At 39.7% G+C, this 11,701-nt stretch carries 10 protein-coding genes and 1 riboswitch; of the genes, 7 read left to right on the forward strand and 3 right to left on the reverse strand.

Going from position 1 to position 11,701, the window contains the following annotated elements; genetic code table 11:
* Positions 1-212: 212 nt before the first annotated feature.
* The 3 genes from D0T84_RS19115 to D0T84_RS19125 form a co-directional block, all read right to left on the reverse strand.
* The gene (locus D0T84_RS19115) at positions 213-1,862 is read right to left on the reverse strand and encodes an AMP-binding protein (protein WP_163309457.1); all 1,650 of its coding nucleotides are present in this window, start codon (positions 1,860-1,862) and stop codon (positions 213-215) included.
* Positions 1,863-1,935: 73 nt separating this feature from the next.
* Complete coding sequence (locus D0T84_RS19120; RefSeq protein WP_163309458.1) at positions 1,936-2,490, reverse strand: helix-turn-helix domain-containing protein; 555 nt, start codon at positions 2,488-2,490, stop codon at positions 1,936-1,938.
* Between the two features lie 15 nt (positions 2,491-2,505).
* The gene (locus D0T84_RS19125; protein WP_163309459.1) at positions 2,506-3,426 is read right to left on the reverse strand and encodes an RluA family pseudouridine synthase; all 921 of its coding nucleotides are present in this window, start codon (positions 3,424-3,426) and stop codon (positions 2,506-2,508) included.
* 207 nt (positions 3,427-3,633) lie between these two features.
* Here D0T84_RS19125 and D0T84_RS19130 point away from each other — a divergent pair, with 207 nt between their 5' ends.
* The 7 genes from D0T84_RS19130 (at position 3,634) to D0T84_RS19160 (ending at position 11,249) form a co-directional block, all read left to right on the forward strand.
* A complete protein-coding gene (locus tag D0T84_RS19130; RefSeq protein ID WP_163309460.1) occupies positions 3,634-3,960 on the forward strand; it encodes a hypothetical protein in 327 nt (108 codons plus the stop codon).
* Positions 3,961-4,103: 143 nt separating this feature from the next.
* Positions 4,104-4,781 (forward strand): response regulator transcription factor, encoded by a 678-nt coding sequence (locus D0T84_RS19135; protein WP_163309461.1) that lies wholly within the window; start codon positions 4,104-4,106, stop codon positions 4,779-4,781.
* Positions 4,781-6,049, forward strand: coding sequence for a HAMP domain-containing sensor histidine kinase (locus tag D0T84_RS19140; RefSeq protein ID WP_163309462.1), 1,269 nt, complete (start codon positions 4,781-4,783; stop codon positions 6,047-6,049). Before D0T84_RS19135 ends, D0T84_RS19140 begins: the two co-directional genes overlap by 1 nt.
* 68 nt (positions 6,050-6,117) lie before the next feature.
* A riboswitch (cobalamin riboswitch) is annotated at positions 6,118-6,422 on the forward strand.
* Between the two features lie 90 nt (positions 6,423-6,512).
* Complete coding sequence (locus tag D0T84_RS19145; protein WP_255495476.1) at positions 6,513-8,513, forward strand: TonB-dependent siderophore receptor; 2,001 nt, start codon at positions 6,513-6,515, stop codon at positions 8,511-8,513.
* A 20-nt stretch (positions 8,514-8,533) separates the two neighbouring features.
* Entirely contained in the window at positions 8,534-9,637 is a 1,104-nt protein-coding gene (locus tag D0T84_RS19150) for a YncE family protein (RefSeq protein WP_163309463.1), read from the forward strand.
* Between the two features lie 42 nt (positions 9,638-9,679).
* Complete coding sequence (locus tag D0T84_RS19155; protein WP_163309464.1) at positions 9,680-10,099, forward strand: hypothetical protein; 420 nt, start codon at positions 9,680-9,682, stop codon at positions 10,097-10,099.
* 4 nt (positions 10,100-10,103) lie between these two features.
* Entirely contained in the window at positions 10,104-11,249 is a 1,146-nt protein-coding gene (locus D0T84_RS19160) for an ABC transporter substrate-binding protein (RefSeq protein WP_163309465.1), read from the forward strand.
* The last annotated feature ends 452 nt before the right edge of the window (positions 11,250-11,701 follow it).

Raw genomic sequence — 11,701 nt, forward strand, 5'->3', positions numbered from 1 at the left:
AGTTTGCTAAGAATTTGAGCGAATAATGTTATTTTTGCCATGAGAGGTTCGTTTTTTGTGTTGCACCTCAAAGGTAACTTTAAGGAACAGAAAACGAAAACCTCTCACTTTTTATTTAGGACGCTATTGCGATTGAATCAATTCGCAAATGGCGTATAACGATGATTTACAAATTTACAGATATGCGGATATGCTAATTTTTACGCTGCACATTATTCCTGTTTTCTTATCTCAGCCCGTTTTATTTTTCCGCTTATTGTTTTCGGCAATTCATCTACAAACTCTATTATACGCGGATATTTATAAGGTGCCGTTACGTTCTTCACATGGTTTTGTATTTCATGTTTCAGATGCTCATCGGCCTTCTCTTTATAGTCCTGAGCCAGTACAATAGTGGCTTTTACCACTTGCCCCCTTATTTCATCGGGAACGCCAGTGATAGCACATTCTACTACGGCTGGGTGTGTCATCAGCGCGCTTTCAACTTCGAATGGCCCGATACGGTATCCCGAACTTTTTATCACATCGTCCATACGTCCTACAAACCAGTAGTATCCGTCTTCGTCGCGCCAGGCCATATCTCCCGTGTGATATACATTGTCGTGATACACTTCATTGGTCAAAGCCTCATCACGGTAATAGCCCAAAAACAATCCCAAAGGCCTCCATCTATCGGTTTTGATAACTACTTCTCCCACTTCGCCATCTTCGACAGAACGTCCGTCCGGAGCAATCAAATCCATGTCATAGGCGGAATTGGGCACTCCCATCGAACCCGGTTTAGGCTCCATCCACGGAAAAGTGATAATAGTCGGGGTCGTTTCAGTCTGCCCGAAAGCTTCCATCATCCTTATTCCCGTACCTTTATAAAAGGCCTCAAAAACAGACGGGTTCAATGCTTCTCCGGCTGTTGTAGCATACTTCAGTGACGACAAATCATAATGCGACAAGTCTTCGCGTATCATAAACCTGAACACTGTAGGAGGGGCACAGAAGGATGTAACCTTATATTCCTGTATGAGTTGCAGCATGGCCTGTGGCGTAAATTTCTCATGGTCGTATACCATTACGGCCGCGCCTGTAATCCACTGTCCGTATAGCTTACCCCATACAGCTTTAGCCCAGCCGGTATCGGCTACTGTAAGGTGCAGGCTATCTTCATTCAGGTTGTGCCAGTATTTCGCGGTAACAATATGCCCCAATGGATATACAAAGTTGTGTATTACCATCTTAGGCTCTCCTGTAGTACCCGAAGTAAAGTACAGTATGGAAATATCATCATTCGTATTTACATGTTCCGGACGGGTAAACGGCTCGGCTTCTTCCAGCCCTTTGTGAAAGTCGCCCCATCCCGCCGGGATATTATCTCCGCATGCGATAAGGTGTTTCACTGTAGGCGACTCAGCCATAGCGTCATTTATATGCTGAATGACTATTTCGTCGTTGATGCTGACAATAGCCTTTATGTCCGCCGCATTGTTACGGTAAACAATATCCTTCTTGGTCAGCAGGTGGGTCGCGGGAATGGCTACAGCGCCAATCTTGTGCAGCCCTATTACGGCAAACCAGAATTCGTAGCGGCGCTTCATAATCAGCATTACCATATCGCCCTTGCCAATGCCCAGCGACTGGAAATAAGAGGCGGCACGGTCGCTCTGTTCTTTTATATCTGCAAATGTAAAATCAATATGTTCGCCAAGGTCGTTAGCCCAGCAAATTGCCCTTTTTGCAGGATTTATCCTTGCCCATTCATCTACAACATCGTACCCGAAATTAAAATTCTCTGGAATTTCAACATGATAGTGTTCCGCAAAATCTTTTGTTGAAGTGAAGTGGGTGTGTTTTACAAATTTTTCAAGCATTATAATATATATTTCATGATTTCAAGTTTCAGGTTTCAGGTTTCTGTTATAAAATTTTGAAATTTCGAAACAATTACAAAACAACAGCTATGAACTTTACTTTCTTCCCGTCCAGCGCCTTCATGCCATGAGGCAGTCCCGAATCGAAGTAAATGCTATCTCCCTCTTCAAGGATAAGGTCTTTTCCATTTATCTGTAAAAGCATACGTCCTTCGAGCACAAGGTTGAACTCCTGTCCGGTATGGGTACTGTGGTGTATGTCGATATCATCGGCTTTGGGCTCTACGGTAACTTCAAACACATCCGCTTTACGATTGTTAAACCCGCCGGCCAATGTCTGATAGCTATAGCTGGAGACACGGTTTACAGCCAGTCCCTTACCTTTGCGCGTAAGGAAATAGCTACTCATACGGGGTTCATCGTCAAACATCAAAACCGAAACGTCTACATTATGCTTCGACGCTATACCTTTCAGTATGCTGATAGACATATCTTTTTCGCCGGCTTCATATTGCTGATATTGCGGCAACGGAATACCACACGAATCGGCAAACCCTTCCTGTGTCATATCCAAAGCCTCCCGCAATCCTTTCAGGCGTTGCCCTATTTGTTTCAAATCTTCGTTCATATTCTCCGGATTATTTTATTTTTCTTGTTTTTGCTTATCGGTATCAGATATCAACACCTGCATTTTTTTTGGAAGCGGACTTTTAAATTCCAGCAGTTCGCCCGTAACAGGATGCTTCAATGCCAATTCCCCGGCATGAAGGGCGATCCGCTTGATCGGATTGTTGGACGCTCCATACTTTTTGTCGCCTACTACAGGATGCCCTATCTGTTGCATATGGACTCTCAGTTGGTTCTTACGCCTTGTTTCGAGATCGAAACTCAATAAGGAGTAACCGCCTTTAGATTTTTGCGTCTTGTAATGCGTGATTGATTCCAAGCCTCCGTTATCAACAAGGGATGACATCATAACAAAGTTTTTATTTTCGGACAGCCATGAGGTTACTGTTCCGTTTTTAGGCTCCGGACGTCCCTCTACAATGGCCACGTATGAATATTGCGGTACCAAATGATCCCAGTTTTTCTGAAACATTTCCTGAAGCCCCGCATCTTTCGCAAACATCATCAGTCCTGAGACTTCCCTGTCCAGGCGATGAAGTACATAGATACGTGCATTCTTATCTTTTTTCCTTACATATTCATTCAGGGCATTATATACAGTACGCACTTTTTCTTTATCGGTAGATACAGACAATACGCCCGCTTCTTTATCGATAACAATAAGGTCATCATCTTCGAAAACGATTTTCAAGCCTTTCAGTTTTTTCTCTTTTCGCGACTGGTCATATTTCATTACGGCCACCCGATCTCCGCTTTTCAACTCAAAATCAAACTGTGTAATAAGCTTACCGTTTACCTTTATTTGCTTATGTGCTAAGAGCGACTTTACTGCATTGCGGCTTTTACGCACCTGACTTTCGACTAAAAAATCGAGCAAACGGGCAGGCTGGGCCACTTTGATTTCTTGTAAGGCTTTATCTCTGGATGTATTTCTCATTTAGTTTTATATATGAATATGAAGCAAAGGTAAGCGTTTTCTTTTAAGCGAAGAATGGATTTTTATAAAATAATAAGAGATAAAAAATATATAGAAACTAAATAAAAGTCTTTAATAAGTGTTCAACTTCAGATTTACTCCAGATTCATAGCCTATGTTTGTTCAAGAATTTACAGGTTATTAAAACAAACTACAAGATTTACAGATATGAAAAAATTACTATTATTTATTTTATTGGCTGTTTCCCTGCCTGCTATTCAGGCTACAAGCAACAATATAGCGGAATATAAATATAACGATGGCAAAGGATACCCTTATGGAAGAAACTATCCCAAAGGGAATATGTCCCCGAAACAACTTCCTGCCCCAATCTTGAAATATCTGAATGAAAACTACCCCGGCTATAGCATCATCGTTTCCAAAAGAAAAGGGAATGGAAACTATTTTGTAAAAATCGCATTTGGGAGTAATCAGTACAGATCGTATTACAGAAGCCTGGTTTTTGACCATGAAGGCACTGTGATAAAAGGCTAAAACAATTCCAATGTACTACACACTGTAGGGATGCCCACGTTTATAGATGTGGGCATCTCATTTTTTTGTAGCCTCTACACATAAAACAGGAAGTCAGGATAATTTTGTAATTTTGTTATTCAATAACTTAATATTATTTCACAATGAATCTATTGGTTATAGAAGATGAAGTGGATTTGCTTGAATCAATCACAGAATTCCTCATATCCGAAAACTTCTCTGTGGAATCGGTCACTACATTCGATGAAGCTGAAGAGAAAATAGAGTTGTATGAATACGACTGTGTCATTGTGGATATAAACCTGCCCGGAGGCAGCGGGCTGGATATAATACGGAAACTGAAAGAAAAAAAACAGGATGCCGGCGTGATTATTATATCGGCTAAAGATTCATTGGAAGATAAGCTTACAGGGCTGGATATAGGTGCCGACGATTATCTGACCAAACCCTTTCATCTGTCGGAACTGAATGCCAGAGTTAAATCCATTATCCGAAGGAGAGGGTTTCAGGGAGATAACGAAAAGGTATTCAATGAACTAACTATCTTGTATAATAGCCGAAAAGTGCTTGTTAACGGAAAAAAGGTAGAATTTACCCGCAAAGAATATGACTTGCTGTTATACTTTCTGATGAATAAAGAAAAAGTACTGAGCAAAGAGACTATTTGCGAACACTTATGGGGCGACGACATGAGCCTCAGCGCCGACTCTCTGGATTTTATATATACTCATATCAAGAATCTACGGAAAAAGCTGATAGATAAAGGTTGCAGGGATTATATAAAAACAGTGTACGGTATTGGTTATAAATTTTCGGAATAATGACTCTGATTCAACTTATAAGAAAATATCTGGTTATATCCATGCTTGTAGTACTGGTTATAGGGTGTATATCGCACTTTCTTATTTTTCGCTTCTTCATCCATTACTCCAACGATCAGATGCTGGACGACCAGCGAAAGAAGATTGAGAACTTTGTCGCCGAACACGACACCCTGTCCCTTGCATCCACCCTTGTACTGAAGCCTGCACGTATTGAGCAACAAAAAATATCAGATACTGACCCCTATCCGGATAAGGTATATAAGGATACGGTTATGCTTAGTGAGGAAACAGGATTACTTACGCCCTACCGTCAATTATATTTTACAATATCTTATAAGGATGAGCATTATCTTATCAATATCAATCAGGCTACTATTGTCCCCAACGATTTATTCTATGCCATAATCTCCTCCCTGCTGATATTGATTATTTTGCTCTTATTATTCACTTACGTCATCAGCTTCCTGCTGAAAAGGAATATATGGAATCCTCTAAATAAGAACCTGCAAAAACTACACAATTATGACTTAAAGGCTAATACATCGCTTGACTTAAAAGACCCGGGGATAAAGGAATTTGATGAAATCAACCATGTGATAATGAAGATGGTTCAGAAAATCAATGAAGATTACGAGAATTCCCGTCTGTTTGCGGAAGACACATCGCATGAAATGCAAACGCCTCTGGCTGTCATAAAATCAAAGTTTGACCTGCTTATTCAAAATAATTCCATGCAAAATGACGAAAAACAATCGCAAACCATACAGGCAATATCACGCGCTGTAAACCGTTTATCAAGGCTGAACAAGTCTTTACTGCTGATTAATAAAATCAACAACAACCAGTTCGACATAAAGAAGGATGTTTCGATAGACATTCTTATTAATGACTATCTGGCTGACATGGAAGAGCTGACCGAAGCTAAAAATCTGACAGTAACCGTTAAAACTGAACCCTGTACAGTATATATAAATCCGACCCTTGCCGAAATACTTATTTCCAACCTGCTGAGCAATGCGATCAGACATAATATAACAGGTGGGAATATCAGTATTGAACTAAATTCCTCAAGACTTATCATTGTCAACACATCGGCTACAAAAGACAATAGCGAGAACCTCTTTAACCGCATGACAAAAGGAAACCAATTGAATGATTCATCCGGATTAGGCCTGAATATTGTAAAATCAATTTGTGACAAGAATGGTCTTTCAATCCGATATTTGTATATTGAGGATAAATTCGAAATAGATATATTATTCTAAAAAAATAAGCTACTATATTTTTACTAAAAGAAAAACACAAAATATCTTGTTTTACTCTACATTTTATCCTTACCTTTGCATCGCTTTGTTTCGTTAGCGGATAATTATCTGCGCGAATGAAAAGGGAATCAGGTGTAAATCCTGAACAGACCCGCTGCTGTAAGCTCTTTTCGGTGAACGGTTAACAATAATCAGTTAACAATATAGCTGGAAAAGTCTTTGAATAGCAAACCACTGTCGCAAACAGTGAACAGGCATCAGTAATCAACATTTTGTTGTTAACTATTAACTGATAACCGTTAACTGATATAGATGGGAAGGATGTTTAAAGATGGAGTAAGTCAGAAGACCTGCAAAGTGAATAATTCGGACAGCTTTCGAGGAATAAGGCTTAAGAGACATCAGTAAAGGATATATACTATTTCTTTTCTCTGTTCTTATCGGAAGCATTTTATTGAACAAAATGATGAAGGTAAGGACTTTTTTATTCACTATTCTCTCTTTTTCTATCACATGCTACGTTCCCTTGCATGCCCAGATTAATGACAGCCTCAATGCGAAGAGACTATCGGAAGTAGAGGTTTCGGCTCATATAAAGCCATCTGTATCACGCTCAACCACACCGTTGCAGGTAATTGACAACACCGAAATAGAACGTATCGGAGTACTCTCTGTGTCGGATGCTGTACGTCGCTTTTCCGGAGTTACGGTTAAGGATTACGGAGGTATAGGCGGTATGAAAACCGTATCGATAAGGGGAATGGGTGCCCAGCACACAGCAGTAAGTTACGATGGAGTAACAATGAGCAATGTGCAATCGGGACAAATAGATATAGGCCGCTTCTCGCTGGATAATGTATCCATGATTTCGCTTACAATCGGGCAATCGGACAATATTTTTCAGCCTGCCAGATCGTACGCCTCTGCCGGATTACTGGAAGTGGTAACGGAGAACCCTGTATTTGCGAGCAAGTCATACGGTGCTAATATACAGCTCAAAACAGGTTCTTACGGTTTATTTAACCCTACCATATACTATGCGCAAAGGCTAAACGGAAAATTCTCCCTTTCACTAAACAGCGGATGGGAAAGAGCAGATGGAAGGTATAAATTCACATATAAAAATGCCGAACAAACCGAGGAGCGTAAACGCAGAAACTCAGATGTAGATATCTGGCGCACAGAGCTAAACCTTTATGGAAACATGGGTAAAGCAGGAGAACTTAAATTCAAGGTCAACTATTATGATTCGGAAAGGGGACTGCCAGGTTCGGTTATCCTGTACAGGGACGACAATAATGAAAGAGTCTGGAACAGGGATTTGTTTTCCCAACTATATTATAAAAACAGCCTTAGCGATAAGGTTGATATAAAGGGACAGTTGAAATTCAGCCGCAACTATTACAAATATATATCAATAAACAACAATGTGGAAGATGGCAGGCAGGAAGACCGTATTACCCAGTATGAGTATTATGCTTCTGCCGGTGTATTATACAGACCTCATCAATATTTTACCTTAAGTCTCTTCGAAGATATTTTTCAGAATCGGCTGAACAGTAATTTCGCAGATGTGGATAAGCCTAAAAGACTATCGTCACTTACTGCATTGGCAGTACAATTCAGCAACAAACACCTGACAATCACAGGAAGCCTTCTGGCAACCTATGTGGATGAAAGTGTAAAATCGGGGGAATCGCCTGATGATAAGAAAAAGATAACCTCTTCGCTCAGCATATCATACCTACCTTTCGTACAAACTAACCTGAGGGTTCGTGCTTCGTATAAAAAGATATTCAGGGTGCCTACATTCAACGACATGTACTATATACGCATGGGAAATATTAACCTGAAGCCAGAGTACGCAACGCAATATAATATCGGGCTGACATGGGCCGGAAAACTATCCGAAACATTCGATTTTTTCAGCATCTCGCTGGATGGGTATAAGAATAAGGTAGATGATAAGATCGTACCTTTTCCCACTATGAATATTTTCAAAATGCGTAATTACGGGAAAGTGGATATGACAGGCCTTGACCTGAATACACGGCTGCATGCGTCACTAAGCCGGGATATTTCACTGGATGTTACGGGAAACTACAGTTATCAGAAAGTGATAGATATTACTGATAAGGACAGTAAAAACTATAAAGACCAAATTCCTTATACTCCGCGACATTATGGCTCTGGCTCTGTTAGTCTGGAAAACCCTTGGGTAAACATAGCCTATACTGTTATTATATCAGGCAAGCGCTATGCGCTTGACCAGAATATCACTGAGAATGAAATAGAATCATACACAGACCATAGTATATCATTAAACAAGTCTTTTTTGATGAGAAACAACAACCTGCGCCTGCAATTCAACCTGATTAACCTGGCTAACAAAAATTACCAGATTGTGCAGTACTACCCTATGCCGGGGCGCTCATTTACTATTTCGGCTAATTATAATTTTTAATATATAAATATTTTATCGTTATGAAATTGAACAAATTCTTTTATGCTTTTCTTTTTGTCTCATTAGTTCTGGGATTCGCATCCTGTAGCGACGATGATGGTTATCCTGTTGTAGAACCGCCAGTAGTAGGCACAGGCTCCTATATTTTAAATAGCGGAAAAAGCGGAAGCAATAATTCCAATATCGCCTATTATGATTACGAAACCGGTAAGCTTACCTATGATATTTTCAAGTCTTTAAACAATAAAGAACTGGGCGATACCGGACAAGACATCATCACGTATAAAAACAGGACTTACGTAGCTGTATATGGTTCCGCTGTTATTTATGTATTGGATAAAGAAGGTAAAATACTGAAGGAAATAGAATCGACAAAAAACGGACAAAAACAACAGCCTAGAAACCTGACAGCTTACGATGGCTGGGTATATGTAACATACTTTGACGGATATCTGGCGAAAATTAACCCGAATACACTGGAAATCGAAGCACAGGTAGCTGTAGGTCGTAATCCTGAATATGTACGTGCATCGAAAGGTAAATTATATGTAGCTAACTCAGGTGGTTTAGACTACAATACTGCTATCGGATATGATAAAACGGTTTCGGTTGTAGATGTTGAAACATTTACAGAAGATAAAAAGATAGAAGTAGTACTGAATCCGGATAAAATAGCTGTTGACAATAAAGGTAATATTTTTGTTATCTCGAATGGCAACTACATTCAGACAAGGCCTGACTATGTTCCGAATAAATTACAACGAATTGATGCTGAAACCCAAAAGGTAACCGAAATAGGAAACGCGACATATATGACAGTATGTGATGATAAGCTATATACTATCTATTCTCAATGGGATGCTAATGGAAGTCAGGAAATAATTTATAATGTATATAATACTAATACCGGAACAAAACTTTCTGACAGTTTTATTACGGATGGTACAATTGTAAGCCAACCATTCTGCATATCTTCCGACCCTGTAAAAAAATACATATACATCGGTTCATCCGATTATAAAAGTAATGGAGATATGTATGTATTCGGCACAGATGGTAAGTTAATCACAAAATTTGACACAGGAGGGCTAAATCCGATGACAACATGCCCGACTGTAAAATAGACTATTTAAAAACTTCATTTATTAACTTTAAAAATTACAAACATGAAAAAGATTTTTATTTTATCCTTTTTAACACTATTTTTTTGCTTAACAAGCTATTCTCAAAGTTGCTATACAATATTAGATAATAGCGTATTTAGGGCATCAGATAATGAGACAAAACCATATGCAACTGGTTTTCCTAAAAAAGGACTTGAATATGAGTACCAAATTAATTTGAGTCAATCTATGCAACAGCTAATTATTAGTGTCGAAGGCGGTACAATAGACGGAAAAACAACCATAGGTTTTACTGGAATAACTCCTAGAATAATTACATTTAAAATAAAATGGGATAAAGAGGCTATTGGCCAGCCTAAGATTAAGTTAGAAGGTATAGCTTGCAATTATAGGCAAGGAAAAGAAATAACTTTTATCTCTTGGCAAGATGATGTACCAATTTGTACCAGTTGTCCTAAATAAGCCCATGAAATTCCTCAACATACCACTACTTTTTACAATCATTTTTGTTCTGGCGGGCTGCAACAAACAAAAGCCTGCCGGACAAAATGATACTGGGAATCATAAGCAGGCGGACTCTGTCTACACTGTTCATTATGCCAAAGGGTTTCAGGTAAAGAAGTATAACGATTATACACTTGTCTCGGTACGCGACCCGTGGGATACGACACGTTTATTGCAAACATATATCCTCGTAGACCGCACAAAAGAACTTCCTGCAAATCTGCCTAAAGGTACGATTGTAAAAGTTCCGTTAACAAAAGTTGCGACATATTCTACCATCCATTGCTCTTCTCTGAACGAATTAGGAGCAACCGATATCATAAAAGGGGTCTGCGAGCCCCAGTATATCAAGCTTAGTGTAATTCAGGAACGTGTAAAAAGCGGAGCGATAGAAAATCTGGGTATGGCTAGCAAGCCGGATGTTGAAAAAATAATCATGCTCAGTCCCGAAGCTATATTTGCCACCCCGATACAGGGATGGACATATGGCAATGTGGAAAAAACAAATATCCCTATCCTCGAAACGGTAGACTATACTGAATCTCATCCGCTCGGACGTGCAGAATGGATACGTTTCTACTCGTTATTTACAGGGAAGGAACATTTGGCAGATTCTCTTTTTGCCGTTACCGAAAAGAATTACAACGAGGTAAAAGAAGCCGTAGCCAAAACAACAGACCGCCCTTCGGTACTCACTGATATACGTTATCAGGGTAAATGGAATATGCCGGGAGGCCGCAGTTTTATGTCGAACATGCTGGCAGATGCGGGAGCAACATATCCGTGGAAGGATGATAAATCGACTTCGTATATGCCTCTCACATTTGAGGCGGTCCTGGACAAAGCCGGAGAATCCGACACATGGATTATTAAATACAATACTCCGTCTGACATGACCTATGCCACACTTGAAAGGGAGTATAAACCATATTCATATTTCGAGGCATTCAAACAAAAGAATGTTTATGGATGCAATACCGCGTATAGCAGTTATTACGAAGACTTGCCCATCCATCCCGATTATATACTGAAGGACATGGCATATATATTCCATCCGGAGCTTTTCCCGGATTATATACCTAAGTATTATAGGAAACTCAGCGAATGATTATTTATATATAGGTAGTAAAAGGCGTCGGATAGTGATTTATCCGGCGCTTTTTTACATTTTGATAGAACTTTAATAATAATGGTTAATCAAGGGTTAAAAGCAGCTCAATACCTGCCTGAAAGGCAGAATCTTCATAACCGTATGCAAGCGCAGCGTAGCTTACGGAGCAAGGCAATTACACTCCCCCCTGCCCGAAGCGGCAGGACACACAGTATGTCCTGTCTTTCAGACAGCTGGTATTGCTCATCCTTTTTCCGCAGGTCGATGACCCGCGGTTATGAAGATTTGGCTTTTCAAGCCTTTTCTCAAATCCTGATTGGCATATATTATGCGAATCAAGGATTAAATGTGCTATTTTTTGTCCCTTTAGGGACTGAATGTTGGTAGAAAGAAGCTTTAATCGGTTAATTGCGTGCCGTCAGGTACGCAATATCTACAGAACAATTCAC

The organism is Dysgonomonas sp. 521, from assembly GCF_010501055.1.
In the GTDB taxonomy this organism is placed as follows: domain Bacteria; phylum Bacteroidota; class Bacteroidia; order Bacteroidales; family Dysgonomonadaceae; genus Dysgonomonas.

Bases quoted from the DNA above. Each gene is read 5' to 3' on its own strand.
- D0T84_RS19135 (WP_163309461.1), top strand. From the start codon at position 4,104: ATGAATCTATTGGTTATAGAAGATGAAGTGGATTTGCTTGAATCAATC.
- D0T84_RS19130 (WP_163309460.1), top strand. From the start codon at position 3,634: ATGAAAAAATTACTATTATTTATTTTATTGGCTGTTTCCCTGCCTGCT.
- D0T84_RS19145 (WP_255495476.1), top strand. From the start codon at position 6,513: ATGATGAAGGTAAGGACTTTTTTATTCACTATTCTCTCTTTTTCTATC.
- D0T84_RS19150 (WP_163309463.1), top strand. From the start codon at position 8,534: ATGAAATTGAACAAATTCTTTTATGCTTTTCTTTTTGTCTCATTAGTT.
- D0T84_RS19155 (WP_163309464.1), top strand. From the start codon at position 9,680: ATGAAAAAGATTTTTATTTTATCCTTTTTAACACTATTTTTTTGCTTA.
- D0T84_RS19125 (WP_163309459.1), bottom strand. From the start codon at position 3,426: ATGAGAAATACATCCAGAGATAAAGCCTTACAAGAAATCAAAGTGGCC.
- D0T84_RS19120 (WP_163309458.1), bottom strand. From the start codon at position 2,490: ATGAACGAAGATTTGAAACAAATAGGGCAACGCCTGAAAGGATTGCGG.
- D0T84_RS19115 (WP_163309457.1), bottom strand. From the start codon at position 1,862: ATGCTTGAAAAATTTGTAAAACACACCCACTTCACTTCAACAAAAGAT.
- D0T84_RS19160 (WP_163309465.1), top strand. From the start codon at position 10,104: ATGAAATTCCTCAACATACCACTACTTTTTACAATCATTTTTGTTCTG.
- D0T84_RS19140 (WP_163309462.1), top strand. From the start codon at position 4,781: ATGACTCTGATTCAACTTATAAGAAAATATCTGGTTATATCCATGCTT.